Source organism: Turicimonas sp. TL08 (assembly GCF_054660695.1).
Map to the genome: position 1 here is coordinate 1 of NZ_BAAGDP010000013.1, position 26,482 is coordinate 26,482.

Genomic DNA, 26,482 nt, shown 5'->3' on the forward strand with positions numbered 1-26,482 from the left:
ACCAGGACGTCGATAGGTCAGGTGTGTAAGTGCTGTAAGGCATTGAGCTAACTGATACTAATTGCTCGTGAGGCTTGATCCTATAACCGTGAAGCTTAAAGCCTACGTTGGTTGTAGCAAGTAAAGTTAACAAAGCAGAGCTTAAATGCTCGTCAAGATTGATAAGAATTTCCGAGCATCGAAAGATGCAGAACAAGTTAAAGCCCGGAGGCCATAGCAGGGTGGAACCACTCCTTCCCATCCCGAACAGGACAGTGAAACGCCTCCACGCCGATGATAGTGAGTTGTATTTCTTGCGAAAGTAGGTAGCCTCCGGGCTCACATATATTGCGCCAGTAGCTCAGTTGGATAGAGTACTTGGCTACGAACCAAGGGGTCGTGGGTTCGAATCCTGCCTGGCGCGCCATAAAACAAAGTCTGAGAATCGTAAAATGGTTCTCAGACTTTTCTCATTTTTGAATCTTTTAATTCTTTCCCGGATTCAAACTCAAACATAGAAATTTCATCCTCCGTCACAATAACCATCACAAATTGTTCTGGCGTTCTAACATAATTTTTCTATCCAAGCGGCTGGAAAAAAATTTCGAATTTTGTGAGAACTTTAGAACAATGCCAAATTAATTTTTTCGGCGACTCTAGAAGGATTCTTATAACTAATCCTTCCTCGGTGTCCATCCTTTGGCATCGCCCAAATTATTTATTCTCTTTTATATGGCTAAATTCGGCTGATTTCACTTCTATGAGTGACCTCTCCGGCTCTTTCAGCTTTATTAATCAAAAATAAACGCCTCTAAAGGAGGCGTCTATCACTGTATAGAGAAGAAGGTTCTTTTACCATTCTTCTCTATGTAAGAATTAAGTTATTCCTGGCTTTGGCTTTGAAGGCCTTCTGCCTGGGAAGCTTCTTTCTTGTCATCACTGAAAACACGGAATGCTTCAACTGCCAGGGCGAGAGAAAGAACCGTCAGAAGAGCAGATACACCGACGATTAGCCAGTTTTTGCCTAAGTTGGAATAGATCAGTTGTCCAAGAGAAGTGAAAGTCACGGCGAACATGAAATACATTGGAATTGTGATCATGTATGTATCTCTACCTTCTTTCTTGAGCCAAGCGGTAATTGCCAACAAGGCGAGGGCAGCCAGCATCTGGTTTGCAGTACCGAAAATCGGCCAAATAGTCAGATAGGAGCCGGAAGCCATGTACCAGGCGGCAGCAATGGTAATCAGGGTTGCAACATAACGGTTGCTTAAGGCTTCTCTGACGGAGTTGGGCTTAACTTCTTTATTGCTTTCAGCTTGAGGGGCAATCATCTCTTGGAAAATGAATCTTCCCAAACGAGTTGCAGTATCAAGAGTTGTTAAAGCAAAAGCGGAGATAGTTAATGCAACGAATTCTTTAGAAAGAGAGAAATCTAAGCCTAAAGATGTCATGAATGTTGCCGTTCCTTGGGCGAAGGCATTAACCGGTCCTCCTTGTTTCAGCAACGCCGGAAGCTTGTCTGCAGCTACGTATGCAACGGAGATAATGGCGCAGATAGCTAAAAGGCCTTCAATCAGCATCGAACCGTAACCGATAAGTTTGGCGTTGCGTTCATTGTCAAGCTGCTTTGAGCTGGTTCCGGAAGAAACTAAGGAGTGGAATCCGGAGATGGCACCGCAGGCAACGGTAACGAATAAAACAGGGAACAGCCATTGTCCGCCTCCAAGATCGAAACCAACGAATCCTGCGATTTCCATTGTCGGCTGGTAGAAAATAATGCCCAGGAAAGCAGCAATCATCATTGCGTAGAGGAGGAAGGAGTTGAGGTAGTCTCTTGGTTGAAGCAGAATCCATACGGGAGCAATAGAAGCCACGAATACATAGGCTAACAAAATCAACAGCCAAACTTCTTTGCTAAGAGCAAGGGGGAAGATGTGTCCGAGCCAGAAGGACACCGCCATACCGATAATTCCGAAGATGGTACCGATAAGAAGCGGAATGCCGGAACGATAGACCGCATAACCGAAACCAACGGCAAGAACAATGAAGAGAAGAGAAGCGGTTCCGGCTCCTGGGTTGGCCACAAATGTTGAAGCCACAATATTGGCAAAAGCTGCCACAACCACAAGGAGAGTTACCCACGCAAAAATTGCAAATAGCAACTTGGCTCTTCTGCCTACGTTAGATTCAATGATCTGGCCAATACTTTGACCTTTATGTCGAATAGATGCAACCATTGAACCGTAGTCGTGAACACCGCCGAAGAATATACTTCCGACAATAATCCACAGAGAAACTGGAATCCATCCGAAGACTGCAGCTGAAATTGGGCCGACAATCGGACCGGCACCCGCAATGGATGAGAAATGGTGACCGAGAAGTACAGCAGGTTTTGTCGGAAGGTAGTCGATACCATCCTTTTGCGTATAAGCTGGGGTAGGTCTGGAAGGATCTACACCCCATTTCTTGGCTAACCAAGAACCGTATACGATGTAGGCGGCAATAAATATAACTGTCGCACCAAGCAATAAAGCAAGTCCGTTCATATTAGAAAAGTATTCCTAAAAAATTTGAAAATTAGCCGTTGAATTACTACCTTTCGGATTGGAAAAGACTTTCTGATCTTTCAGATCGACGACAAAAACTGCAAGGTCTGCCCAGCCTTTTAAGGTGAAGCAAAAGTCCTTGTGGAACTTATGCTTAGAAAGGTTATTCAGAGCTTTATCTTCAACTCCTGATTCAGTCAGTAAAACCAAATTAAAGAGAGAAGACATATGCCCTTCAGCAACTCTCATCGATGAAATGTAGTCGGAAAATGCTTTTTGGCATTCATCTAAGAATTCGGCGGTAAGTTGGTTGCTTACCAGCTTAAGACTTACATATTCATCATTGTTCATCGAATACAAGGAAATTTTCTTAGAAAGAAAGTATTTTTCATTCAATCTATTGTGAACCGCCCAAAGATCCGAGTAGTTACTTAAAGGCTTAGGCGGCTCCAAAATATCGAATGAACTTCTTAATCTGTTTTTTAAAATCTCTTTGTATTGATGACTGTCCATAAAAACCTCATTAGTACCAAATGATACTAATTATTTCTAATTTTAAATTTCTTACAAAAAAGAAAATAATATCTCGGATGGATATAACCCTAATACTTGCGAGATCAGAAGGATGCAATTCAGGCATTCACAGGCTTAAATAGTATGAAGGCTCAGGTGCAGCGGCTCTATAATGCTTTAAAACAACTAGGAGAAAATAATGGTAGAGCCTCTGTATTTTGGTGCTCCAATTGATGCTGTCGATTCATCTGCATCCTCAACAATGGAGCCCGGTTTAGCTAATCGCCACGGCTGTATTTCGGGAGCAACGGGTACCGGTAAAACAGTTTCTTTACAAAAGCTTGCTGAGGATTTTTCACGTATCGGTGTACCGGTTTTCTTGGCTGATATCAAAGGAGATCTTTCCGGTTTAGCAAAAGCTGCAGTTCCTTCCGAAAAACTAAAAGAAAGAATAATCAAGAAAAAACTGCAGGAGCCGGAGTGGAAAGGCTGTCCGGTAACCTTTTGGGATGTCTTCGGGGAGCAGGGCCATCCTGTTCGAGCCACCATCAGCGATATGGGGCCTCTGCTTTTATCTCGACTCCTGCAATTGAACGACACGCAAGAGGGTGTCTTAAATGCGGTTTTTGCTATTGCGGATGACAACGGACTGCTCCTTTTGGATCTGAAGGATTTGAGATCCATGCTTCAATTTGTTGGCGAACACGCCTCAGAGTTCAGACAAAAATATGGAAATATCTCTCCGGCCTCCATTGGTGCAATTCAGAGAGGTTTGTTAGCTCTGGAGAGCCAGGGTGCTGATAAATTTTTTGGTGAACCAATGCTCAATATACAAGACCTTCTCCAGACTGTCGGTGGGCAAGGAGTTGTCAATATTTTGGCTGCGGATAAATTGATGCAGGCTCCGAAGCTTTATTCAACATTTCTTTTGTGGATTTTGAGTGAGCTTTATGAAAATCTTCCGGAAGTCGGAGATTTAGAAAAACCGAAACTCGTATTCTTCTTTGATGAAGCTCATATCCTCTTCAAAGATGCTCCGAAAGTTTTACTCGATAAGATCGAACAAGTTGTCCGCTTAATTCGTTCTAAAGGCGTCGGTGTTTATTTCATTACACAAAATCCGCTTGATATTCCTGATTCTGTTCTCGGACAATTAGGAAATCGCGTCCAGCACGCTCTTCGAGCTTTCACTCCAAGAGATCAAAAGGCCGTCAAGGTTGCTGCTGAAACGATGAGGCCTAATCCGAAAGTAGACATCGGCAAAGCAATTACAGAGCTAGGTGTAGGTGAAGCTTTAGTATCCTTCCTTCAAGAGGGTGGCTTCCCTGGTGTCACAGAAAGAATTTGGGTTGGCTGCCCGGGAAGTCAGATAGGACCAATCACGGAGGCAGAACGTAAGCAATTAATGGCATCTTCTATTGTTGCTGGGGTTTATGACAAGCCAATCGACAGAGAAAGTGCGTATGAAGTGCTCCAGGCTCGTTCTCAACAGCCCTCTCAAAAGGATGCAAAAGGAACGGCCGGTGGAGCAGCTGTCCAGGAAGAGGAAGAACCGGGAATAGGAGATGCTCTTCTTTCCTCTCTGAAAGATATCATGTTTGGATCTACCGGTCCTAGAGGAGGCCACAGGCCCGGAGTTGTTGAGAATATGGCGAAATCCGTGGTTAGACAAGCAAGCAATCAAATTATCCGCGGAGTATTAGGTTCTTTACTCGGTAAAAAGTAATTCAAAGAGTTTTTCCTGACAGCGCCTCAGAATTTTTCTGAGGCGTTTGCTTAAGGGCACTTTTCCTTCATATTTGCTCCGGAGCATTCGAAGAAATCGATAACTTGGAAACTCCATGTCCCATAATGCGTGCGGAGCAATATTTGATTTCAATCTCCGCCTTCCGGAATCAATTAATTGAACTAGCATGAAAAAATTGAAGTTGAAGCCTTTTTCAAAGGGGTACAATTATCATTGTTGATTTTCATTCTCATTTGCATTTTTAAAGGAAAAGTTATGAAGGATTTCACAAAAGTAGCTTGGGGTGTTTTTGGAGGCGCTCTTTTAGGTTTCGTTGCATCTTCTGCAATTAGCAGAGGCAAACTCAGACCGTGCACAACAAAGCTGATGTCATACGGTCTGGATTGGAAAGATAAGTTGATTGAAGGCGCTGAAACCTTTAAAGAAGATTTAGAAGATATGACAGCCGAAGCGAAAGAAGAGGCGAAGAAACGCGCCGCTCGCAGACAACAAGAAGCCCGTGCTCAGAACGTTAGTTCTCAAGATGTAATTCTCCCGGAAGATACTGCTAAAGAAGGTAAATAGTATCTTTTCACTGCATTTGTTATTCAGTTTTTAAAATTATGAAATTTTCTGTGGTTTCCCACACTCAGGGAAGGATTAGGTTTGTCTCAGACTTTCCTTTCGGTTCAGAAGGGGCTGAAGAGCTGGCCGACAAATTGGATCTGATTCCTGGAATTGAAGGTGTGAGAATTAATCCTCGTACAAGAAGTGTTCTTCTTCTGTATATGGATAAGCAATCTCTGCAGGAAGCCAAATCTGTAATCGCTCGCTACATGAGGGCATTGGCATCTAAGCCGTTGGCAATTCCTCAAGGACAAAGCGTTATCTCTGATGTAGCTTTCTGGCCGATGGTTCGTTTTTTTACCAGACCGTTGATGCCTTTTCCAGCTAGCCTCGGAATGTTCCTTCACAGTTCTTGGGGAATATTTTCAGAAGGTTTTAAAAAGCTTTTCTCAGGCAAGCTTACTGTTGAAGTTTTGGACTTGAGCGCGATTGCGGCTTCTTTGCTGATGCGTGATTTTAAGACGGCTTCAACACTGGTTCTGCTTTTAGGATTCGGCGAAAAGCTCGAAGAGTGGACGAGAAGAAAGACGATGACGAACTTGACTCGATCTTTGGCCATGAACATCGATACGGTTTGGATTGTCAAAGACGGTCAGGAACTTGAAGTTCCTCTCTCCTCGGTAACAAAAGAAGATCTCTTGAAGGTGAGAGCCGGCTCAGCCATACCGGTGGACGGAAAAGTAATCGGCGGCTCGGCTACGGTTAATCAGGCGTCAATGACGGGAGAATCGATAGGAGTTCTTCGAACAGAAGGCAGTACCGTTTACGCGGGAACCGTTGTTGAAGATGGAGAACTTCTAATCCAGCCTACGGCCGTTGGGCAAGGGACTCGTCTTAATAAAATTATTCAATTTATTGAGAACAGTGAGAAGGTTAAAGCCAACGTTGAAAGCAAAGCCATGAAAATAGCTGACAAAGTTGTTCCATACAGCTTCTTGCTGTCGGGACTTGTATGGCTGTTTACGCGAAACCTTCAAAGAGCGGCTGCTGTCTTAATGGTGGATTATTCGTGTGCTTTAAAGATGTCTACACCGGTAGCATTTATGTCCTCAATGAGAGAAGGTGCTTCTCACAAGATCTTAATTAAAGGAGGAAGGTACATCGAAGAATTGGCTCAAGTTGACACTGTTGTGTTTGATAAGACAGGAACGCTTACCGAGTCTCATCCGAAAGTATCCGAAGTTATTCCTCTCGGAACATGGGATAGAGATACTGTTTTAAGGAATGCAGCTTGTCTTGAGGAACATTTCCCGCATCCGGTCGCTAAGGCGATTGTGCGAGCAGCGGCAGACGAGGAACTTCATCATGAAGAAGAGCACGCCGAAGTTAAATATGTCGTTGGTCACGGAATCTGTACGGAGTTGAACGGAGAAAAAGTTTTAATCGGCAGCCGTCACTACATTGAAGAAGATGAGGGAGTTGATTGTTCCGGAGCTGAGGAGGAAATCGAACGCATCGCTTCGAAGGGACACACGGTTCTTTATTTATCCAGGAATGGAAAGTTGGAGGGTTTGATTGGTATTGAAGATCCCATCCGAAAGGAATCTGCCGAAGTAATTGAAGAACTGAGGAACTTGGGTATTCAGAATATTGTTATGCTCACCGGGGACGGACCGAGAACGGCAAAGAATGTTGCTGCAAGACTCCATATCAAGGAGTATTACTGTCAAGTTCTGCCGGAAGGAAAAGCGCAGATCATAGAAAGAATGGTAAAAAGCGGTCGAAAAGTTCTGATGGTCGGCGACGGTATTAATGACTCTCCGGCACTTACTGCAGCCAATGTGGGAGTGAGCTTGTCAGAAGCAGCTGACTTAGCCCGTGAAGTTGCTGCTGTGGTGTTATTGGAAAACAACTTAAAGCATCTTCCCTTAGCAATTAAGCTTGGAAAGAGAACACTAAGCAGAATTCATCAGAATTTCCGTGCTTCCGTGGGGCTTAATACTGCATTCTTAGCCGGAGGCTTGGCTGGTGTATTACCGGCTGCTGTTGGAGCAGTGCTTCATAACGTAACGACAGTCGGTGTGACGCTTAACGCTGCCCGGGCCTACCTCCCGAATCTTTCTGAAGAAAAGACGGCCTCAGAAGTCTTATAAACAGCAAGGACTCTATACTATGGAACATTTACATGGAACTATTACTAGCAGAACCGAAGGCCGATTGAGGATTCGCTCGGAAAGTTTGAAGCTTGTTGATGGTGCAGAGCTTTTTGAGGCTTTAAAGCAGGTCAGGGGTGTTGAGGACCTTAAGCTGAATAAGATAACCGGCTCTTTATTAGTAAATTTTGAGCCTGCAGTTTTTGATGAAGCTCGTTTTGAAGAAGTTCTTAATTCCTCTTTAAATTCTCTGGCACTTTTTGAAACAACGAAGTTCGCAACAAAAGCAAAGTCTGCGAAGCAACGGAAACTTTCTGCCTATAGGGCAATGAGAAAGGTCGAAAATCAAACGATGGCTCTTGCCGGACCCCTCTGTCTTTTGGGCCTGAGCCTAAAGCTCTGGAAACTTCACTCCTTGGCTGGGTGGATATTTACAGCTGCCGCTGCCGCTCATACGCTCAGGTATAAGAAACAACTCTTAAGATAAGGCATTCGAGGAGTTGTTTATTCAGCAGTGCATACTTTTTCTTAATACACAGCAAAGGCCGGGGAATCCGGCCTTTGAACATGCTCACAGTCTTGGTTAGAAATTGTGGTGCAAACCTAAACCAACACTCCAGGACTTGAAGTTACCTTCAACGGCTTTTTCCTTAAAAAGTTTTCCGGCAGTAGCATAGGCGCCCCATCCGTAAACGAAAGTGCGTTTGGAAAGCGGATATTCGTAGGCTGCCCCGACTGTGAACCTGTTGAACTTGTCTTTGTTGAGATTAACTTTGTTATCACCGAAAGTGACTTGGTCTGCAGATTTCACTTTTCCGAAACCATAGTTGGCGGCCAACTTCAGCGTTCCGCCGGCTGCAGGGATTTCAGTACCTAAAGTAAAGGCATTTTGGTTCATGCCTTTTCCGCCGACAAAGGCGTCTTCAAGCTGATCAACTGTGTGGAAGCGGCTGGCATACTGATAGCCGATGAAGACTTTGGCGACTTCAAAGTCATAACTTGCGCTAAGACTGTAAATCATAGAAGCCTTAGTGTCTTCATCTCTAAATGACTTGTAGTCGTATCTTTCAACGATACCGGCTAAAGAAAGATTTCCGAGTTCATAAGTAAGACCGAGACCGTAGTAGTGGTCGTTTAAGGACCACTTCTTATCATCAGCTTGAGTACCGTTAGAGTATTGGACGTGAAGTTTTAAGCCGCCGAATTCCGGAGAAACATAGACGACGCTGTTATTGTTGATTTGTCCGGTGACAAACACATTGCCCAAACCTGCCTGAAGATAATCGGTTCCGATTGGGGAGGCATCCCAGATGGAATAACTGCCTTCATAAGAAGCAAGACCTCCCATCCTGCCGAAAGCTAACTCACCGAATCCTCCGGAAACGGAAAGAGAGGCTTGTTTGCTCCAACTCTTGCCTTCTTCGCCGGCTTCCCCGCTGTCCATAGAAAAACCGTTTTCAAGAAGGAATCCTACCGAGTATCCGTTACCTAAATCTTCGGTTCCCTCCAAACCCCAAACGCTTCCTCCTGCGATACCGTCTTCCATGGAAACTGTTGTGTCTGCACCTTTTGCTTTGTTGACTACAACTGCCCCATCTACGGTACCGTACAAAGTAATCTGAGATTCAGCAGCCGCCAAAGAGCCCAAAGAGAGAAGGGCGACGGCTAAAGAGGTCTTAACAAAATTCATTACTGCTCCAAAAAAAATAAATGAGAATGATTAGCATTATATTTTAAAAATGTCGCTTATTAAGGATTTCTGCAGATTTTTAACAATACCTTTTTAAGTGGTGGGTGAATAAAATCAATCGCTTGCAGCGATCAAGACTTCCAGCATTTTGGTATATGAGCAGTGAATTTAATACTTAAAAATAATGTAAACACTAATGAGAATAATTTTCATTAATGTTTACTTGGAGTAATATTTTTATAAATAATTTTCGTTTTCATTTTCATTTAATACTTTATGTCAGCTTCAAATTCCTTCCGCTTAAGCGGGTTGCCGTTAAATGTTAAATGCCGTGTAGCAAAATTCGGCGCTGTCCCAGACGAAGAGGTTAGAAGACTCAGAGATCTCGGACTGTACCGCGGGTCGATTGTATCCATCATCGCTTCAGTCGAAGAGGGACCGCTTTTAGTGGCTGTAGGTGACGCAAGAATTGCTATCAATCGGGAAATCGCAGCTGAAATAAAAGTACTCCAAACCTCTTAAACAGGAAGAAGAATATGCAGTTAAGAGACATGAAGCCGGGCCAAAAAGGCGTTATTAAAGGCTTTTTGCCGGGAAATTCAGAATACAGAAAGAAACTTTTCTCTTTGGGGGTCCTTCCCAATACGGAATTCGAAGTCACACGTATCGCTCCTCTTGGGGACCCGATTGAAATCAAACTTCGTAATTCTTTTATCAGTGTTAGAAAAGCGGAAATCGAAATCCTTGATGTTGAACCTCTCTAAGTAAAAAAATGACAGCTAAATCTACTATTGCCGTTGTTGGAAATCCCAACTGCGGAAAAACGACTCTCTTTAATGCATTGACGGGTTCTCATCAATCCGTGGGAAATTGGCCTGGGGTTACCGTTGAAAAGAAGGTAGGGCATTTCTCTCTGGAGAACAAAGATGTCACGTTGGTTGATTTGCCCGGCATTTACTCCATTCAGCCCAGTGCCTCTTCCAGCGAGGATGAACGAGTAGCCAGAAACTATATTCTTGAAGATGAAGCAGAACTTATCGTCAATATCGTCGATGCTTCCAATCTCGAAAGAAATCTTTATCTGACAGCTCAGCTCATCGAAATGCAAGTTCCGATGGTTGTTGCCGTCAATATGCTTGACGCCGCTAAACATCATGGGATTTCGATTGATTTAGAAAAATTATCAAAAGAACTTGATTGTCCGGTAGTCGGGCTTATAGCCTCTAAAGAGAAAGGAATTGAGAACCTTAAGAAATGTATTGAAGAGCAGCTAGTTAAAAAAGCCGTTCCTAAGAATCCTATCGTCTTTCCACAAGATATCAATGAAGAAATCCTGTCCATCGGTCAAGATTTGAATCGACAGGGTATCTCAAGAGCTTACTGGGTCGCTGAGCAAATCCTGGAAGGAGACAAAGAGCTTTTCAAAGTTTTCCCGGATAAGAATTTTGCCGGCGTTGAATTTAAAGCCAATGCTTTAAATGAAAAATATGACGGCGACGTTGATATGGTTATGGCCGATGTGCGCTATTCTTTCGTAGGAAGAGTTGCTCATGACTGTATCACCAGAAAGGGCGAGGCTACTCAAACTTTGACTGATAAAATCGACAAGGTTGTGCTGCATCGTTGGCTTGGTGTCCCGATTTTCTTGGGCGTCATGTATTTGATGTTCATTTTCTCAATTAATGTAGGTTCCGCTTTCATTGATTTCTTCGACATTTTATTCGGCGCCATATTTATCGACGGATTCGGAGAACTGCTGACCTCTATAGGTACTCCGGAATGGCTTAAGACCATTTTGGCTGATGGTATCGGGGGTGGTATTCAATGTGTAGCCACATTTATTCCTGTTATTTTCTGTTTGTTTTTAGCTCTGTCCTTCTTAGAAGACTCCGGCTACATGGCCCGTGCTGCTTTCGTGATGGATAGACTTATGCGCGCTCTGGGCTTACCCGGCAAAGCGTTTGTTCCGTTGATTATTGGTTTTGGCTGCGGGGTGCCGGCCATTATGGCGACCCGTACAATGGAAAAGAAGAAAGATCGCATAACAACTGTTTTGATGGCTCCGTTTATGAGCTGCGGTGCCCGTTTGCCGGTCTACGTTTTATTCGCAACAGCTTTTTGGCCGATGAACGGACAAAACCTTGTATTCGGTCTTTATCTCATTGGTATTTTGGCCGCTATTGCCACTGGCTTTATGCTGAAGAAGACTGTTTTACAGGGTGAGACCAGTGCTTTTGTGATGGAAATTCCTCCGTATCATTTGCCGACTTTCAAAAACATCATTCTTAGGACATGGGATAGATTAAAAGGCTTTATTTTCCGTGCCGGTAAAGTCATTGTGGTGTTGGTCGCTGTTCTTTGCTTCCTTAACTCTTTAGGTACAGACGGCTCTTTCGGTAATGAAGACTCGGATAAGAGTGTTCTTTCTCAAATCGGTAAGACAATCGTCCCGGTATTCAAACCGATGGGCGTATCCGAGGAAAACTGGCCTGCTGCTGTGGGGATTTTTACAGGTATTTTGGCTAAAGAGGCGGTTGTCGGAACTTTGGATTCCTTATACAGCGGTATGGGCGGCAAAGATGAAGAAACTGCAGCTGAAGGAGCCTCGGCTGCTGCCGTTGAGGAAAAGGCTGAAGCTGCTGAAGAAGAAGGAGGATTTAACTTTATGAACTCCTTAAATGAAGCCGTAGCCAGTATTGGTGAAGGTTTCGGTGATATCGGAGCATTCTTTACAGATCCGCTCGGTATTTCGGTAGACAGTGATTTATCGGACGTTGAAAAACAAGCTGAAGAACAAGAAGTTGCTGCCGGTACTATCCAGGCTATGAATAAACTTTATGACGGTGAGCTTGGCGCCTTTGCCTACTTGCTGATGGTTCTTCTTTACTTACCTTGCGGCGCAGCTATGGGCGCTGTTTACAGAGAAGTTGGAAGCAAATGGGCCTTGTTCGCCGCAGGTTGGACGACAGTGCTTGGATACTGTTCCGCAACTCTCGTTTATCAAGTAGGTCGATTTTCCTCTAATCCCGCTTATGCCTCTGTTTGTATTGCAGTATGCGTAGCTTTAATTGCTGCTGTAGTCGTAGGTTTGAGAATGGCGGCAAATAACGATGACAGGGGAACCGGAGAAGCGGTTTTAGCTAGATAGTCTGCATTCATACCTGTTGTTTATTTCTTCCTCCGGTGCCGGAACAAAAGCACCGGAGTTTTTTGTGCAGACAATGTTTTTTGTTCTTAGAAAATTTATCAACACGATTATTAAAGAAGCAACAATTTCTGTTTACATCCAGTAACACAGAACCTAGAATCCATATGATTCACCAAGACAAAAATTAGACTAACCATATGGAGAAGTAAATGAAATTATTCCGCAGAAACATGCTTCAAGTGATGGTTACCGGAGCTGTATGCGCCGGTGTGCCGTCATTAATTTGGGCCGCACCGCAAACCATTGCGCCTGAGTACGATGTTATTGTCATCGGTTCCGGTTTCGCCGGATTAGCTGCTGCAATTTCTGCTGCCGAAAACGGTGCCAAGGTAGCTGTTTTGGAAAAAATGCAGGTAGCCGGGGGAAACTCTTCACGTTCCGGCGGCATGATGGCCATCCCAGGTTCGTCAGTCCAAAAAGAACAAGGCATTGAAGACTCTCCGGCAAAACTTGCCGCCGATATGAAGAGAATTGGCCTGGGATTAGGCGATCCGGACCATATTAAAGTCGTTACTGAATTGGCAGCTCCAACTTTTGAGTGGACGAAAAAACAAGGCGTGGTTTGGCGCACTGATTTGACCGGTAAAGGCGGCCATTCCGCAAGACGCTGCTTGATCACTAAGGAAGGAACAGGTCAAGGAATTTTGATTCCTTTCATGGCTAAACTAAAAGAACTTGGCGTTCCCGTTTTCACGGGCGTTAAAGTAATTTCTCTCAATAAGAATAAAGACGGCCGAGTCATTGGTGTTACGGCACGTCAAGGATACAAATTCGGAAAAGAGGACTCAGGAAAAACAGTTGAGATCAAAGCTAAGGACGGCGTTATTTTAGCTTTCGGGGGATTCTCAGCTGATATCGCTTATCGCACATTGCTTGATCCTAAGTTAACGGCTAATTTGAAAACCACTAACCAGCCCGGTGCAACTGCTGAATTAATGCGTGAAGCAAGCCGTATAGGCGCAAATATTATTCAGGCCGATTGGATTCAATTCTTGCCGAATACCTCGCCGGATGAAGAAGGAATGGGCATGGGATCTCATTTCGCGAGCGTGGGCGGTTCTCTGTATGGTTTGTGGATCAATACCAATACTGGTAAGAGATTTACTGATGAATTCGGCGATCGTAAAACAGCAACCGACGCTATCTTTAAGGTATTGGATGCTAAAGGGAGAACAATTTCCGTAACAGATGCAGAAGGTGTCGAATCCTTCAAGAAAGTCCGTCCGGGCGCAATGGAAATTTTGAAAAAGAACGGCGCAGTCAAAGAGTATGCGGATTTAGATGCCTTGGCCAAAGCCTATGGAATGAATCCGGAAGTCTTAAAACAAACTTTTGCTGACTTTAACAAATCGATTGAAGCCGGGAAAGATGCGGAATTCAACCGCAAATTAGATAAAGGATTGAAGCCTCTTACCCACGCTCCTTATTATGTCTCTGAGATGAGTCCGAAGATTCACCACACCATGGGAGGTATTGCTACCGACACATCCACACGCGTTTTGTCCGTGGTTAACGATCAGCCGATTCCGGTACTTTATGCTGCGGGAGAATGTACCGGTGGTATTCATGGTGCAGTTCGTATCGGTGCTAATGCAGTTATGGACTGCTTAGTGAACGGAAAATTGGCGGGCGAAACAGTAATGAAAGACGCTAAGAAGTAAAGAGAGTTATATCGAGGCTCGTACGCAGAATCATAAAGATTTCAGCGTATCTGTCTATTTCTTTTTTTTAGCAACAGTCGGCCGCGGTTTCGCGGCCGTTGGTTTATCCGGAGCCGTTCTAAACAATGCTACTAAATGGCGGAAAGATAGGTAAGGGTGTTTCAGAATTAATCTTGGTCCGGAGAAAGCCATAATTTCTTTTGCTTTTTCTTTGTACCCTTTGCCGAAACAGTGAATTTTGCAGCTTCCGCAGACCGGTTTTTTCTCTCCGAAAGGGCAGCAAGCAAGTCTCTTAACGGCGTAGAGATAAAAGTCTTCGCATTCCGGACACATTCCTTCTTTAGTGTCATGGTGAGCATGACAGAAAATCTCGGTCATGATGCGAATAGTCTCAACATCCTTAGCAATATAGGGAAGTTTGACCTGCTGCTCTCTTTTCTCGCTGAGGTTTAACCTCTTTAATTCATATTCAAACATCTGTGCGATACCAAGCGGAATTTAGAAAGGAGAGTCTAGGCATGACTACTTAAAAAATTATTAAATATTGAGAATTAATCTCATTTGTACTCATTAATTTCCGATTCTTTACAGGTGGTAACGTTTGGAATCGGAAATGAAAAAATTACCAAAGGCATTCGGATGATGCACGGAAGCCAAGGAGACAATTTGGCAATCTAAAGTGTTGACTCAAAGAATTAACGAAAGGTATAGAGTCCAAAAGCTAATCCCGAAAAGTTCGATGACGAACTGAAGTTTTTGTGATGATGCAATCAGGAAAAGAAGATGGAAGAATGGAGCGGGAGACGAGTCTCGAACTCGCGACCTCAACCTTGGCAAGGTTGCGCTCTACCAACTGAGCTACTCCCGCATAGTTATCGGTTAGAGAAAGATTAGTTGGAGCGGGAGACGAGTCTCGAACTCGCGACCTCAACCTTGGCAAGGTTGCGCTCTACCAACTGAGCTACTCCCGCACTGGAGGCGCGAAGCGGAGTCGAACCGCTCTCAACGGATTTGCAATCCGGTGCATAACCGCTTTGCTATCGCGCCATCCAAAATCTATTCTCTAAAGAATAACTTTAAAATTCTGGAGCGGGAGACGAGTCTCGAACTCGCGACCTCAACCTTGGCAAGGTTGCGCTCTACCAACTGAGCTACTCCCGCGCTGAGAGAAACAGAACTATACAGGCAGAATTTTTGCTTGTCAAATTAGGCCTTCAAAAAATTTTTGCATATTTTGCGATCGTTGCAAAAATACGACATAAGTTAAGTTCCTTTTTATATTGTGATTAAGTAATGAAGGTGTAGATGTCTTTGTTTATTAAAGATTCTTTGAATGTTTTCCGATAACAAAAACTCATACAAACTCAAGCCTAAAGACTTTCTCTAACTGTAAATTTTTGCAAAAACTATTCAGGAATTTCTTTGTTCGACAGAGCAAAGAGAATATTGGCAGAAGAGGAAAACTAGAAAATGTCGGCGCAGCGCAAAATGGAGCACGTGTTCGCCTCCTTTTGATCTTCTGTGAAAAGATAACAAAAATGTATTGGGTGATAACGGGGCAAAGAAACCGTCGAGATTTACCATTATGGTCTCTGGAATTGTGAAAGTTTTTCCCAAGAGCTGTCAGACGACAGGCTTCAAATTTGAATATGCCGCTTTTCCTGGTTAACATAACAAGCGGACTAACAAAAAGGAATTTGGATTGGCTTTAAAAGTATTTAACTTCAAATGCAAAAATGGGCATCTATTTGAAGCGATGATTCCAAGCGTTAAGGAGTTCGAAAAGCAGCGGGACGCCGGTCTTTTCCTTTGTCCTTTTTGTGAGTGCAGGGAGGTAGAAAGAGTTCTTTCGGCCCCGCATGTTGCACGCAGCCGAAGCACTTCCGCCTGCGCCAGTGAAAAAGAAGCTCAAGAGCGTTTAGAAAGCTTGATTAAAGAAGTTGCCAAACAAATTGATTCGGCTGAAGATGTCGGAGAAAAGTTTGCCGCCGAAGCGAGAGCTATTCATTATGGTGACAGTCCCGAGCGCTCCATTAAGGGGACTGCGAAAACGGAAGAAGTCGTCGAATTGATTGAAGAAGGCGTTCCGATCGTCCCGTTGGGAGTAAAGAACGATCGGAAGGTTAATTGATGGTTTTGGCTTAAACGATGCTTTCAATTTGCTCGGATAAATCCAGCCACTGAAGTTCAAGTTCTTCCACTTCCGAGGCAAGCTCTCCTTGTTCTTTGATGGTTTTGCTGACAAGAGCGGAATCTTTTTGATAAAAATCTTCCTCAGCCAATTGAGCGTTAAGTTCTTTTAACTTCTTTGACTTTTTATCGAGAGCAGTTTCAACCTGTTTAAGCTGCTTTTGCAGAGGAGCTCTTAAAGCGGAAATGCGTGCTCTTTCTTCAGCTTCTAATTTTCGTTTCTCTTTTTTATTTACCGTAGAAGCTTCTTTGTCTTCGGAGGCGGATTCTTTGACTTTGTCCTTTTTGTCTTCAAGAACAATACGTGCGTAATCTTCCAAATCTCCTAAAAATTCACTGACCTGACCTTTATGAACAATCCATAAATCGTCACATACAGCTTTCAGAAGGTGCCGATCGTGAGAAACCAATAAGACCGCACCTTCGAAAGAGGACAAGGCTACGGTGAGAGCATCGCGAGTTTCCATATCCAAATGGTTGGTTGGCTCGTCAAGGACTAAAAGATTAGGTTTAGTCCACGCTATCAAGGCAAGGCAAAGACGGGCTTTTTCTCCTCCGGACATCGGACCGACAGGGTTGCAGGCCATCTCATTACTGAATTTAAATCCGCCGAGATAGTTTCGCAGTTCTTGTTCTCTGACATTCGGTGCGATGCGGGTAAGATGCTGCAAAGGAGATTCGTCTTCTCTGAGCTGATCGAGCTGATGCTGGGCAAAGTAGCCGATATTTAAGCCTGTACCGTAGCGAATTTCTCCGGATATCGCCGCAAGCTCTCCAATAAGCGTTTTAATTAATGTTGATTTACCGGCTCCGTTGACGCCTAAAACGCCGATTCGGTCTTGCGGTTCAACCTTAACTTTGACATTTGTCAAAATTGGTCTGCCGTCATAGCCGCAGTTTAACTCTTGTGCAAAGATGAGATGCTGAGGCATCTTCTCAGGTTCAGCAAAGTTAAAGCGCCATTCATTGCTTCCTTTTATCGGCTCAATGGCTTGAAGCTTTTCCAGCATCTTGATACGGGATTGAGCCTGCTTGGCCTTGGTAGCTTTATAGCGGAAACGGTCGATAAACTTTTGCAGATGACTGGCGGTTTTTTCGTAAGCTTTGGCAGCCGCTGCTTGCTGTTTAATCTTTTCAGCTCTGATTCTCTCGTAATCGGAGAAGTTTCCCGAATAACGATGAATGGTGCCGTCTTCAATAGACCAAATTGTTTGGGAAATCCGATCTAAGAATTCTCTGTCATGGGAAATGACGACGATAGTGGTTTGTTGAGCCTTCAACCAACTTTCCAGCCAAATGACGGAGTCGATATCCAAGTGGTTGGTCGGTTCGTCAAGCAGCATTAACTCGGCCGGTGTAAGCAGAGCACGGGCCAGAGAAAGTCTGTTTCTCCAACCGCCTGAGAACTCTGACACCTTTCTTTCGGAGTCTTCGTCCTTGAATCCCAGACCGTGAAGAATTTCTTTTGCTCTGGCAACTACTGCTCCTTCATTGATTTCAGTGTAAGCGGCTAGAGCTGAGGCGTAAGCTAAATCATCATGAGACTGTTCAGCCTTGGCTAAAGCACTCTTAGCTTCGATGAGAGGCTTATGTCCTTCAAGGACGTAATGCATGGCTTGCTGTTCAGGGTTTTCAATTCTCTGAGCAACGTGCGAAATGCGGTTGTATTCCGGAGTTGTGATGTCACCTGCTTCTGTGCCGATTTCTCCGAGAATGGCGGCAAATAATGTTGATTTGCCTGAACCGTTAGGTCCCACTAATCCGATTCTTTCTCCGGGGCTGCTGATGAGTGTTGCCCCGGAATAAAGAATTCTTGTTCCGCGGGCGACAGATACGTTTTGGAGTCTAAGCATTACGGAAGATCTTCCTTTCTGATCATGAATACCTGATCATCGCCTCCGCTGGTGGGAAGCCATACAACATTTAATTCGGGCCATCTGTTCTCAAAAGCCTCTTTGCCGTCACCCAGTTCTACAAACATTAATCCGCCGTCATTTAAATGTTCTTTAGCCTGCTCAAGGATAGTTTTAATTAAATCCATCCCGTCTTCGCCCGCAACTAAAGCCAGCTCAGGTTCGTGCCGGTATTCACCGGGCAAATGCTCCATAGCTTCTGTGGTGACATAGGGAGGATTTGTGATGATAACGTCGTACTTCTTACCGGCTAAGTTGGTAAATAAATCCGATTGAATAGGTCTTACAATACCTTCTAAACCGTAGTCGGCGATATTTTTTTCCGCAACTTCCAAAGCGCCTTCGCTGATATCAACCGCATCTACTTCCGCATTCGGGAAGCATTCGGAGGCGAGAATGGCAAGACATCCGGAGCCGGTGCACATATCTAATACGGAAGCAATTTCTTCAGGGTTCTTTACCCACGGCTGAATTTCTTCTTCAATTAATTCGGCAATAAAGCTTCTGGGAATTAGGACGCGATCATCGACGAAAAAACGATGGCCCGTCAGCCACCATTCTTTAGTTAGATAAGCGGTCGGTACCAGTTCATCGCATCTGCGGGATATCTGGTTGAGAATGAATTGCCTTTCGTCCTGAGTTAACGCTGCGTCTAAAAACTTATTTTCATATTCAAGTTCGATTCCCAAGGAACGGAGCACCAAAAATCCTGCTTCGTCGTAGGGATTGTCATATCCGTGAGCATAGGAGATGTTTGCTTTGGACAATTGAGTTGCAGCGTACCTGACAAAATCTCTAATTGTTCTTAGAGGGGCAGTGTTTTCTAAATTCATTTTGAACTTACCGAAAAAAGATTGACAAGTGTTTGGTAATAAATTTCTGTCAGCTTCGGAATATCCTTTAAAGGAATGGATTCGTTCGCTTTATGGATGAGATTGTTGACAGGACCGAATTCAACGACTTCCGAACACCACCGACTGATGAAACGTGCGTCGCTGGTTCCTCCCGAAGTTGAAAGCGTTGGTTTTATGTCTTGAACCTTAGAGATGGCTTTTTCTAAGCATCCGGTTAATTTCTTTCCTTCCGTTTTAAAAGGAAAAGCGCTGTGTTCCCAAGAAATATCGGCGTTTTCTGTAAATTCTTTAATAATGCCGTTAGCTTTATTTTCAATTTCTTGGCCGGAAGTTGCCGGGTTATAACGTAAATTAAAAACAAAACTGCAAGAACCGGGGACTATGTTGACGGCACCTGTTCCGGCAGTGATATTACTTACCTGGAAAGAAGTGGAGGGGAAGCCTTCGCAGCCCTGGTCCCACTGGGTTTGAGCAAGCTTGCTGATAATTTTGGACGCTGTATGAATTGAGTTTTCAACCTTTAACGGATAGGCGACGTGACCTTGTTCCCCATAAATAGTAACGCGGCAGTTGCAAGAGCCTCTGCGGCCGTTCTTAATGGTGTCGCCTAATTCTTTAGAGCAAGTCGGTTCTCCGACAATACAAAAGTCGGGCTGAATTCCTTCCTTCTTCAGTTCCTCGATGGCAAAAGCCGTTCCGTCTTTGCCGTCCCCTTCTTCATCACTTGTGAGAAGAAGGGCAATACGGCCTTTAAAGTTTGGAAAGTTTTTGACGAATTGCTTTGCAGCAGCTGCAAAGCAAACGTCAGAGGTTTTCATGTCCTGCGCGCCTCGAGCAACTAAGTTCCCGTCAACTTCTGTCGGAGCAAACGGGTCTGTATTCCAGCCGCAACCGGGAGGAACGACGTCAGTGTGACCGGCAAATAAAAACAATGGTCCGTCAGATCCATACCAACAGTAAAGATTGTCTGTTTTTCCACGGCGAATATTTTCTGATTCGAACCCGGCGTCACTAAGGAAACCGCTGATTAAGTTTTGACATCCTTTATCCTCCGGTGTGACGGAAGGACAAGAGAGGACTTCTTTCAAAAGCCGAAGGGTTAAGTTGTCTGAGGCGGCAGTCATGCTTAGTCTCTTAAAAGTTCGTTAATGCTGGTCTTGGCTCTTGTTTGGGCATCGACACGCTTAACGATGACGGCGCAGTTCAGGTTATATTTGCCGTCTTTGCTCGGGAGGCTTCCCGGGACAACAACGGAACCGGCAGGCACGCGGCCTCTGAAAATTTCGCCTGTAGTTCTGTCATAGATTTTCGTGCTTTGGCCGATAAAGACGCCCATAGAGATGACGGAGTTTTCTTCAACGATGACGCCTTCGACAATTTCACTGCGGGCACCGATGAAGCAGTTATCTTCAATAATGGTTGGGTTGGCCTGAAGGGGTTCCAAGACGCCGCCGATGCCGACTCCACCGGAGAGATGGCAGTTTTTGCCGATTTGTGCACAAGAGCCTACTGTTGCCCAAGTGTCGACCATTGTGTTTTCACCGACGTATGCACCGATGTTGACATAAGACGGCATCAAAACAGCTCCCGGAGCAATGAAGCTGCCTTCGCGGGCAATGGCTCCCGGAACTACACGGAAGCCGCCTTCCTTGAACATTCTTTCGTTGTAAAGAGTAAATTTAAGAGGAACTTTGTCAAAATAAACAAACTCACCTGCTCTGGAAACACGGCTTGGATTCATTCTAAATTCAAGAAGAATGGCCTTTTTGATCCATTGGTTGACTTCCCACTTACCGTCAATCTTTTCGGCTACTCTTAATTTCCCCTTGTTCAAAGACTGAAGAACTTCATCTACAGCGTTGTGTACTTCGGGGCCTAAATGTTCCGGCTTGAGGTCAAAAGCGCGTTCGATAATGTCTTTTATATATTGCATTTTTACTCCTATATCTTAAATTCAGCGATTCGTTGCGTCGCTTCTTTCACTTCTTCAGTTGTCGCTACGAGTGCAATGCGCACGTATCCGGAGCCCGGATTGATGCCGTTTGCAAGTACTCTTCCTAAAAAACTTCCCGGAAGAACCGTGATGCCTGCTTCCTCGTAGAGCCTCCTAGTAAAAACTTTATCATCTATTGGGGTCTTAGCCCAAAGATAAAATGAGGCATCCGGCATTTCTACTTCAAGGGTCTGCTGTACGAGCGGCAGACCGGCTTCAAATTTTTCACGGTAAAGACGTCTGTTTTCTTTAACGTGTTCTTCATCATTCCAAGCAATGATGCTTGCTTTTTGCAAAGGGCCGCTCATGGCGCAGCCGTGATAGGTTCGGTAAAGAAGATAGGGTTTCAAGAGCTTTGCATCCCCTGCCACGAATCCCGTTCTCATGCCCGGAATGTTTGAGCGCTTGGACAAACTTGAAAAAACCACCAACTTGTCAAAATCATCTCGGCCTAGAATCTTCGCGGCTTGTAGAGCACCAAGCGGAGGATTATTTTCGTCAAAATAAATTTCCGAATAACATTCATCACTGGCGATAATGAAGTTGTATTTATCGGCCAATTCAAATAATTTTTTCCAATGAGCCAGGCCGAGGACTTTCCCAGTCGGGTTACTCGGGGAGCAAACAAAAACCAGTTGGGCGCTTTGGAGTTCTTCTTCGGAGGCAGAGGACTCTAAGTCCATCACAAAGTCGTTTTCAGCAGTTGTCGGGATATAAACGGGTTTGGCTCCTGCCATGATGGCCGCTCCCTCATAGATTTGATAGAAGGGGCACGGCATTAAAACCGTTGGGTTCTTGGAGGAGTCTATGGCTGCTTGAGTAAAAGAAAATAGGGCTTCTCGGGACCCGTTAACCGGCAGAATTTGAGTGGCCGGATTAAGTTTTACTCCATGCCGTCTTAAGTTCCAATTGGCAATTGCCTCCCGCAGTTCAGGCATTCCATTGGTGGAAGGATATTTTTCAAACAGTTCGAAGTTGTGGTAGAGCTCATTTAATACAGATGAAGGAGCCGGATGTTTTGGTTCTCCGATTGAAAGAGAAATATGTTTTTTGCCGGCAGGCAGCTGAGCTCCTTCCAATAATTTTTTTAATCGTGAAAAAGGATAAGGTCTGGTCAGCGCTAAATCTGGATTCATGGAAGTTCCTTGGGATTGAGAAATTGATTAACCTCTTGTCGGGTCGTTTGTTTCAAATTCAGGAAGTTCTACCATCGGTTGCGGGGCCCAACCGGGCTTGCGATGTTCAGCAACCACCGTGGTATAGATGCCGCCTCTGACCCACCATTTTGCTTTCAGTCTCATGTAGCGCGGCTGAAGAGCTTCAACTAAATCATCAAGAATTTTGTTGGTGATGGCTTCATGGAAAGCGCCTTCTTCACGGAAGCTCCAGATGTAAAGCTTAAGGGCTTTCAATTCAACATTTTTCTTATCAGGAATGTAGTCAAGAAAAAGCGTTGCAAAATCAGGTTGCCCTGTCAAAGGACAGAGAGATGTAAATTCAGGAATCTCAATGTGAATGAGGTAATCTCTGTTCGGCTGAGGGTTATCAAAAGTTTCTAGTGTTTTACTAGGTTGAGTAGGCATTAAAGGAACACTCCTATAAACAGCTTGGAGCCTTTCAAATAGAGAGGCTACAAGCAACAAACTATTAAACCTTTAAGTCTAAGCGAATTTTCTATTAGTGCCCAAAAGACTGAGAAAAATGAGTAAGAAGTTGGAAGAAGAAGTTCAATTGAGAAGGAATTCCTGATAGCCGACGTCAAAATCATTCGCCGCTTCAAACGAGGCTTTTTGAGACTTTCCAGACAATTAAAAATCTCGTATATGCTCATTTCCGGCCAACCCGCCGGTCGGTGTTTTTCTGCGGAAAGTCTGTATTTTCAGCCGGATACTGATAATTTTCTCGATATTAGGAAAATTTATCTAATTAATTCTGAAATTCATTACCACAACAGCACCTTTAAACAATAAAATATCCGATCCAGTAATGCATAAGATTTAAAGAGAAGGGAAATCGGATGAGCTTTGTTCTTGGGATGACATTGACCGCTATTTTGCTTATCGGCTGCGCGGGCGGTGGCATCTGGTATTGGTTGAAAATTAAAGAAGCCCCGAAAAAAATTAAGCAGGATAATTCACCTCTGGCGGGAAACAAAAAAGAGCCTTTCTTACGTTCTGAGAAAGAAAAAGAGATTCAGTCGGTACGCCAATCTCCGGAAGCGGCGAACCCTTCTTCCTCCCAGAGTCCCGTGAAAGATACTGTTCAGAAACCTACCGCTCCAGTGCAGGCTACTCCTTCTCCTGCGCCTGTTAAGCCGGCTAAACCTGAAGAAAAACCTACTGCGGATAAAGTCCCTGAGGTCTATTCTTTTGAAAAAACAGCCAAAGCTCTTGAAGAATCGAAAAAACAACAAATGCAGGCTCAGGCTGCGGCACGGGTTGACACTTCCGGTTCTGCGTTGGATTTTCAACAAAACAGTCTTCCGTTTGATGAGGTCTTAAGATTTGAAGAAGTTGAAAAAAACGGCTGTCCTTCTCATAATCCGATGCTTGAGGTTTCTTTCAAAATCCAGTTTAAGAACCCGGTTACCGGCAGTGCGCTTTTAAATGAGCTTCTTCCGCTGAAAAACCTCCAGCCGAAAGGCAATTATTGGGTTTACGGGTACGATTCTTACACCAAGAGCTGGTACGTTCCGGAAGCTATCGGCCTCTATTCTTCCATCATCATCTTCGTTCAGTTGGCTTCCTCCAGAGGCGTGGTAAGTGAAGTTTCCATTTCATCCGTTCTGCAGATTAAGCAGCGTTTGGAAATGATGTTTGACGGAAGCAGCGACGAAGTGGAACAGTCTTTGATTTCAAACAAATCAAAAAATCTTACTCATTTGCTTCAGCAATTTGGGGCTCAGATTTCCGTTACTTTACGCTCCCGCAACGAAGTCAGCTTGGATGAGTTTGAAAAAGTGGCAAGCGATTTAGGCATGAAACGTATTAATTCCAAACTATATGAAAAAGTTGGGGAGTTAGTGCAGACAGCTGACGGAAAGAGAAGCCATAACAGAAAAGGTGCGATTGCGGCAGCTTGGGTTTCACCGAACTACGTTGTTATTTCCTTATTCGTCGCTTTGATGACTCCGGAATCTCAGCCGCTTCGCTCTTTGATGATAGCTGCAAATGCTTTCGCTGCTCCTTTTGAAGCAGAAATCGTGGACAATCAGGGCTACCCAATAAACGGTCAGATTCTTACTACGGTCAAAAAAGAGATTGATAATTTCTATCAGCAAATGAGAGACAAGGGTCTAGAACCGGGAAGTCCGACTGCGCACAAATTACTGGCGTAGCGGAGTATTGGAAAAAACGTTAACCATAGAAGAAGCCTCACTCATTCGAAGTTGAAGGCTTCTTTTGTTAGGCAGATAGATTTTTGGGAATGAATATGAGCGCCAAAAAAGACTCAGCAAAAGATTTAGAAATTCAGAAGCGGATGGAGCAGCTGGCTGATGAAATTAATAAGCATAATCAGGCTTATTACGTCGATAACAATCCCACTATTTCTGATGAACTTTATGATTCTCTCTTTCAGGAATTAGTTAGGCTTGAACAGCAATATCCTCAATTTAAAACCTTATTTTCTCCGACGGAAAGAGTCGGTGCTGCCGTAAGAACTGAGGCAGTCAAGGTCAAACATAAGATACCTCTGCTTTCCATTCACACGGAAACCGATTACACCGCCCAGGGTGCTTACGACTTTGACGGCCGCGTAAGAAGAGAGCTCGAATTGACGCCGCAAGATTCTCCTGTTGAATACGACTGCGAGCTTAAATTTGACGGTTTGGCTGTCAATATTCGTTATGAAAAGGGCATTTTGGTTCAAGCAACAACCCGCGGCGACGGATATGAGGGAGAAGATGTCACAGCCAATGTTCGTACCATCAAGACCCTTCCGCTGAAAGTTGAAAACTTCCCCGAAATTTTTGAGGTAAGAGGCGAAGTTATTCTCCATAAGTCAGAATTTAAGAGAATTAACGAAGAGCAGAAGGCAGAAGGGCAAAAGCTTTTTGCCAATCCTCGTAATGCGGCGGCAGGCTGCTTAAGACAGCTTGATCCTTCGGTTACTGCCAGAAGAAACCTATCTTTCTATGCCTATGGTTATGGAGAGGTTTCTGAAACGGTGGCCAATAAGCAATCAGAACTTTTGGACTACTTGAAATCCAAAGGATTCCCGGTTGCTGATACAAGAGTTCTAGCATATGGGCCGGAAGAACTTCAAAACTTCCATGTAAGAGTAGAAAAAATCAGAGATGATTTGCCTTTTGATATTGACGGAGTAGTTTACAAAGTCAACAGCTTTGCTTTGCAAAGATCTTTAGGCTTCGTCTCTCGTGAACCTCGCTGGGCGTGTGCGCATAAGTATCCTCCCCAAGAGGTTCAAACAGTGGTTCAAGACATTACCATTCAAGTCGGCAGAACCGGCAAGCTCACGCCGGTTGCCCGTTTAAAACCGGTCTTTGTCGGAGGGACCACTATCAGCAACGCTTCTCTTCACAATGAAGAGTTCCTTCAAAACATGGGAGTGAAGATAGGAGATACGGTCGTCGTAAGACGCGCCGGAGATGTCATTCCGGAAATTGTCAGAGTCATTAAAGAGCTTCGTCCGGATAATGCTCGCGATTTTGTCATGCCCGAGTTCTGCCCGGTCTGCGGTTCTCATGCCTACAAAGAAGAAGGGGAAAAAGATAGGAAGTGTACGGGAGGTTTGTTCTGTCAAGCTCAACGTGTCCAGTCCATTCTTCACTTTGTCTCTCGTAAAGCCATGGGTATAGACGGAATTGGAGAAAAACTGGCGGAACAATTAGTTGAGAAGGGCTGGGTAAAAAATATTTCCGATATTTACCGTTTGACTAAGGAGCAATTCGTCTCTTTAGAAAGAATGGGAGAAAAGTCAGCAGATAATCTTCTAGCTTCCATTGAGAAATCGAAGAGTACTACCTTAGAAAAATTTTTATATGCCATCAGTATTCCTGATGTTGGTGAATCCACTGCTAGAACTTTGGCGAATCACTTTAGAACGTTAAAAGCTTGTGAAGACGCGGGATTGGAACAGCTTTTAGAAGTTGACGATGTCGGAATGTCCACCGCTGAGAAAATTCTCCACTTCTTTGCAGAGCCCAAAAACCTGCAGGTTATCCAAGAGCTTCAGGATCTTGGCGTTCATTGGGAAGAAAAAGGAGAAGTTGATGCTTCTGAATTGGTATTTGCCGGCATGACATTTGTGTTGACGGGAACATTGCCGACCCTTTCCAGAGATGAAGCCAGCGATATGATCCGCAAAGCCGGAGGGAAAGTCAGCGGCTCAGTTTCTAAAAAAACAAGTTATGTTCTTGCCGGGGAAGCCGCCGGAAGCAAACTTGCCAAAGCGCAGGCTTTATCCGTTCCGATTATTAGTGAAGAGCAGTTTATGGCCATGTTGGTCCAAGGAAAAGAAGAATAATG

21 protein-coding genes, 5 tRNA genes and 2 rRNA genes are annotated in these 26,482 nt (G+C 44.3%); 14 read left to right on the plus strand and 14 right to left on the minus strand.

Features of this window, described 5'->3' with window-relative positions:
• From ACYQ4O_RS07955 to ACYQ4O_RS07965, 3 genes are all read left to right on the plus strand, one after another.
• Positions 1 to 82 (plus strand): 23S ribosomal RNA (locus ACYQ4O_RS07955); the annotation flags it as partial.
• A gap of 121 nt (positions 83 to 203) precedes the next feature.
• A 5S ribosomal RNA gene (rrf, locus tag ACYQ4O_RS07960) occupies positions 204 to 318 on the plus strand.
• Between the two features lie 11 nt (positions 319 to 329).
• A tRNA-Arg gene (locus ACYQ4O_RS07965) sits at positions 330 to 406 on the plus strand.
• Between the two features lie 454 nt (positions 407 to 860).
• Here the strand turns inward: ACYQ4O_RS07965 and ACYQ4O_RS07970 are convergent.
• Both ACYQ4O_RS07970 and ACYQ4O_RS07975 read right to left on the minus strand, forming a co-directional pair.
• Positions 861 to 2,525 carry a carbon starvation CstA family protein gene (locus ACYQ4O_RS07970; RefSeq protein WP_460175263.1) on the minus strand — a complete coding sequence of 555 codons (1,665 nt, stop codon included), beginning with the start codon at positions 2,523 to 2,525 and terminating at the stop codon, positions 861 to 863.
• A gap of 15 nt (positions 2,526 to 2,540) precedes the next feature.
• Positions 2,541 to 3,038, minus strand: a complete 498-nt coding sequence (locus ACYQ4O_RS07975; RefSeq protein ID WP_460175264.1) for a hypothetical protein — start codon at positions 3,036 to 3,038, stop codon at positions 2,541 to 2,543.
• A 262-nt stretch (positions 3,039 to 3,300) separates the two neighbouring features.
• On the opposite strand from ACYQ4O_RS07975, the gene ACYQ4O_RS07980 reads away from it, so the two are divergent.
• The 4 genes from ACYQ4O_RS07980 (at position 3,301) to ACYQ4O_RS07995 (ending at position 7,971) form a co-directional block, all read left to right on the plus strand.
• A complete protein-coding gene (locus ACYQ4O_RS07980) occupies positions 3,301 to 4,764 on the plus strand; it encodes a helicase HerA-like domain-containing protein (protein WP_460175297.1) in 1,464 nt (487 codons plus the stop codon).
• A gap of 276 nt (positions 4,765 to 5,040) precedes the next feature.
• Entirely contained in the window at positions 5,041 to 5,349 is a 309-nt protein-coding gene (locus ACYQ4O_RS07985; protein ID WP_308514927.1) for a hypothetical protein, read from the plus strand.
• A gap of 38 nt (positions 5,350 to 5,387) precedes the next feature.
• Complete coding sequence (locus tag ACYQ4O_RS07990) at positions 5,388 to 7,484, plus strand: heavy metal translocating P-type ATPase (protein ID WP_460175265.1); 2,097 nt, start codon at positions 5,388 to 5,390, stop codon at positions 7,482 to 7,484.
• A 19-nt stretch (positions 7,485 to 7,503) separates the two neighbouring features.
• Positions 7,504 to 7,971, plus strand: a complete 468-nt coding sequence (locus tag ACYQ4O_RS07995) for an HMA2 domain-containing protein (RefSeq protein ID WP_460175266.1) — start codon at positions 7,504 to 7,506, stop codon at positions 7,969 to 7,971.
• A gap of 96 nt (positions 7,972 to 8,067) precedes the next feature.
• Here the strand turns inward: ACYQ4O_RS07995 and ACYQ4O_RS08000 are convergent, their stop codons facing one another.
• Positions 8,068 to 9,174, minus strand: a complete 1,107-nt coding sequence (locus ACYQ4O_RS08000) for a porin (RefSeq protein ID WP_308514921.1) — start codon at positions 9,172 to 9,174, stop codon at positions 8,068 to 8,070.
• A gap of 276 nt (positions 9,175 to 9,450) precedes the next feature.
• On the opposite strand from ACYQ4O_RS08000, the gene ACYQ4O_RS08005 reads away from it, so the two are divergent.
• From ACYQ4O_RS08005 to ACYQ4O_RS08020, 4 genes are all read left to right on the plus strand, one after another.
• Positions 9,451 to 9,696, plus strand: coding sequence for a FeoA family protein (locus tag ACYQ4O_RS08005; RefSeq protein WP_460175267.1), 246 nt, complete (start codon positions 9,451 to 9,453; stop codon positions 9,694 to 9,696).
• Positions 9,697 to 9,710: 14 nt separating this feature from the next.
• Positions 9,711 to 9,938 (plus strand): FeoA family protein, encoded by a 228-nt coding sequence (locus ACYQ4O_RS08010; protein ID WP_066593054.1) that lies wholly within the window; start codon positions 9,711 to 9,713, stop codon positions 9,936 to 9,938.
• 8 nt (positions 9,939 to 9,946) lie between these two features.
• Positions 9,947 to 12,322, plus strand: coding sequence for a Fe(2+) transporter permease subunit FeoB (feoB, locus tag ACYQ4O_RS08015; RefSeq protein WP_308514917.1), 2,376 nt, complete (start codon positions 9,947 to 9,949; stop codon positions 12,320 to 12,322).
• Between the two features lie 209 nt (positions 12,323 to 12,531).
• A complete protein-coding gene (locus tag ACYQ4O_RS08020) occupies positions 12,532 to 14,043 on the plus strand; it encodes an FAD-dependent oxidoreductase (protein WP_460175268.1) in 1,512 nt (503 codons plus the stop codon).
• A 54-nt stretch (positions 14,044 to 14,097) separates the two neighbouring features.
• Here ACYQ4O_RS08020 and ACYQ4O_RS08025 read toward each other — a convergent pair whose 3' ends face one another.
• The 5 genes from ACYQ4O_RS08025 to ACYQ4O_RS08045 form a co-directional block, all read right to left on the minus strand.
• Positions 14,098 to 14,520, minus strand: coding sequence for a nitrous oxide-stimulated promoter family protein (locus tag ACYQ4O_RS08025; RefSeq protein ID WP_460175269.1), 423 nt, complete (start codon positions 14,518 to 14,520; stop codon positions 14,098 to 14,100).
• Positions 14,521 to 14,835: 315 nt separating this feature from the next.
• Positions 14,836 to 14,911: transfer RNA gene (locus tag ACYQ4O_RS08030), tRNA-Gly, on the minus strand.
• A 27-nt stretch (positions 14,912 to 14,938) separates the two neighbouring features.
• Positions 14,939 to 15,014: transfer RNA gene (locus tag ACYQ4O_RS08035), tRNA-Gly, on the minus strand.
• Between the two features lie 2 nt (positions 15,015 to 15,016).
• Positions 15,017 to 15,090, minus strand: a tRNA-Cys gene (locus ACYQ4O_RS08040).
• Between the two features lie 38 nt (positions 15,091 to 15,128).
• A tRNA-Gly gene (locus ACYQ4O_RS08045) sits at positions 15,129 to 15,204 on the minus strand.
• A gap of 541 nt (positions 15,205 to 15,745) precedes the next feature.
• Here ACYQ4O_RS08045 and ACYQ4O_RS08050 point away from each other — a divergent pair.
• Positions 15,746 to 16,174 (plus strand): DUF1178 family protein, encoded by a 429-nt coding sequence (locus ACYQ4O_RS08050; protein ID WP_460175270.1) that lies wholly within the window; start codon positions 15,746 to 15,748, stop codon positions 16,172 to 16,174.
• Between the two features lie 10 nt (positions 16,175 to 16,184).
• On the opposite strand, the gene abc-f is transcribed toward ACYQ4O_RS08050, so the two are convergent.
• From abc-f to queF, 6 genes are read right to left on the minus strand one after another with little or no spacing between them, the layout of a single operon-like run.
• The gene (gene abc-f / locus ACYQ4O_RS08055; RefSeq protein ID WP_460175271.1) at positions 16,185 to 18,086 is read right to left on the minus strand and encodes a ribosomal protection-like ABC-F family protein; all 1,902 of its coding nucleotides are present in this window, start codon (positions 18,084 to 18,086) and stop codon (positions 16,185 to 16,187) included.
• Complete coding sequence (gene prmB / locus ACYQ4O_RS08060; protein WP_460175272.1) at positions 18,086 to 18,979, minus strand: 50S ribosomal protein L3 N(5)-glutamine methyltransferase; 894 nt, start codon at positions 18,977 to 18,979, stop codon at positions 18,086 to 18,088. The genes abc-f and prmB overlap by 1 nt, the downstream gene beginning before the upstream one ends.
• Positions 18,976 to 20,124, minus strand: coding sequence for a succinyl-diaminopimelate desuccinylase (dapE, locus tag ACYQ4O_RS08065; protein WP_460175273.1), 1,149 nt, complete (start codon positions 20,122 to 20,124; stop codon positions 18,976 to 18,978). Before dapE ends, prmB begins: the two co-directional genes overlap by 4 nt.
• 2 nt (positions 20,125 to 20,126) lie before the next feature.
• Positions 20,127 to 20,933, minus strand: coding sequence for a 2,3,4,5-tetrahydropyridine-2,6-dicarboxylate N-succinyltransferase (gene dapD / locus ACYQ4O_RS08070; RefSeq protein ID WP_066593028.1), 807 nt, complete (start codon positions 20,931 to 20,933; stop codon positions 20,127 to 20,129).
• A gap of 8 nt (positions 20,934 to 20,941) precedes the next feature.
• The gene (gene dapC, locus ACYQ4O_RS08075) at positions 20,942 to 22,129 is read right to left on the minus strand and encodes a succinyldiaminopimelate transaminase (RefSeq protein ID WP_460175274.1); all 1,188 of its coding nucleotides are present in this window, start codon (positions 22,127 to 22,129) and stop codon (positions 20,942 to 20,944) included.
• Between the two features lie 27 nt (positions 22,130 to 22,156).
• Positions 22,157 to 22,576, minus strand: a complete 420-nt coding sequence (gene queF / locus ACYQ4O_RS08080) for a preQ(1) synthase (protein ID WP_066593018.1) — start codon at positions 22,574 to 22,576, stop codon at positions 22,157 to 22,159.
• A 434-nt stretch (positions 22,577 to 23,010) separates the two neighbouring features.
• Here queF and ACYQ4O_RS08085 point away from each other — a divergent pair, with 434 nt between their 5' ends.
• On the plus strand, positions 23,011 to 24,330 hold the full coding sequence (locus ACYQ4O_RS08085) for a hypothetical protein (protein ID WP_308513124.1): 1,320 nt from the start codon (positions 23,011 to 23,013) through the stop codon (positions 24,328 to 24,330).
• Between the two features lie 95 nt (positions 24,331 to 24,425).
• Positions 24,426 to 26,480, plus strand: coding sequence for an NAD-dependent DNA ligase LigA (gene ligA / locus ACYQ4O_RS08090; protein ID WP_460175275.1), 2,055 nt, complete (start codon positions 24,426 to 24,428; stop codon positions 26,478 to 26,480).
• Positions 26,481 to 26,482: the final 2 nt, after the last annotated feature.

Bases quoted from the DNA above. Each gene is read 5' to 3' on its own strand.
- ACYQ4O_RS07970 (WP_460175263.1), bottom strand. From the start codon at position 2,525: ATGAACGGACTTGCTTTATTGCTTGGTGCGACAGTTATATTTATTGCC.
- ACYQ4O_RS07975 (WP_460175264.1), bottom strand. From the start codon at position 3,038: ATGGACAGTCATCAATACAAAGAGATTTTAAAAAACAGATTAAGAAGT.
- ACYQ4O_RS07980 (WP_460175297.1), top strand. From the start codon at position 3,301: ATGGAGCCCGGTTTAGCTAATCGCCACGGCTGTATTTCGGGAGCAACG.
- ACYQ4O_RS07985 (WP_308514927.1), top strand. From the start codon at position 5,041: ATGAAGGATTTCACAAAAGTAGCTTGGGGTGTTTTTGGAGGCGCTCTT.
- ACYQ4O_RS07990 (WP_460175265.1), top strand. From the start codon at position 5,388: ATGAAATTTTCTGTGGTTTCCCACACTCAGGGAAGGATTAGGTTTGTC.
- ACYQ4O_RS07995 (WP_460175266.1), top strand. From the start codon at position 7,504: ATGGAACATTTACATGGAACTATTACTAGCAGAACCGAAGGCCGATTG.
- ACYQ4O_RS08000 (WP_308514921.1), bottom strand. From the start codon at position 9,174: ATGAATTTTGTTAAGACCTCTTTAGCCGTCGCCCTTCTCTCTTTGGGC.
- ACYQ4O_RS08005 (WP_460175267.1), top strand. From the start codon at position 9,451: ATGTCAGCTTCAAATTCCTTCCGCTTAAGCGGGTTGCCGTTAAATGTT.
- ACYQ4O_RS08010 (WP_066593054.1), top strand. From the start codon at position 9,711: ATGCAGTTAAGAGACATGAAGCCGGGCCAAAAAGGCGTTATTAAAGGC.
- feoB (WP_308514917.1), top strand. From the start codon at position 9,947: ATGACAGCTAAATCTACTATTGCCGTTGTTGGAAATCCCAACTGCGGA.
- ACYQ4O_RS08020 (WP_460175268.1), top strand. From the start codon at position 12,532: ATGAAATTATTCCGCAGAAACATGCTTCAAGTGATGGTTACCGGAGCT.
- ACYQ4O_RS08025 (WP_460175269.1), bottom strand. From the start codon at position 14,520: ATGTTTGAATATGAATTAAAGAGGTTAAACCTCAGCGAGAAAAGAGAG.
- abc-f (WP_460175271.1), bottom strand. From the start codon at position 18,086: ATGCTTAGACTCCAAAACGTATCTGTCGCCCGCGGAACAAGAATTCTT.
- prmB (WP_460175272.1), bottom strand. From the start codon at position 18,979: ATGAATTTAGAAAACACTGCCCCTCTAAGAACAATTAGAGATTTTGTC.
- dapE (WP_460175273.1), bottom strand. From the start codon at position 20,124: ATGACTGCCGCCTCAGACAACTTAACCCTTCGGCTTTTGAAAGAAGTC.
- dapD (WP_066593028.1), bottom strand. From the start codon at position 20,933: ATGCAATATATAAAAGACATTATCGAACGCGCTTTTGACCTCAAGCCG.
- dapC (WP_460175274.1), bottom strand. From the start codon at position 22,129: ATGAATCCAGATTTAGCGCTGACCAGACCTTATCCTTTTTCACGATTA.
- queF (WP_066593018.1), bottom strand. From the start codon at position 22,576: ATGCCTACTCAACCTAGTAAAACACTAGAAACTTTTGATAACCCTCAG.
- ACYQ4O_RS08085 (WP_308513124.1), top strand. From the start codon at position 23,011: ATGAGCTTTGTTCTTGGGATGACATTGACCGCTATTTTGCTTATCGGC.
- ligA (WP_460175275.1), top strand. From the start codon at position 24,426: ATGAGCGCCAAAAAAGACTCAGCAAAAGATTTAGAAATTCAGAAGCGG.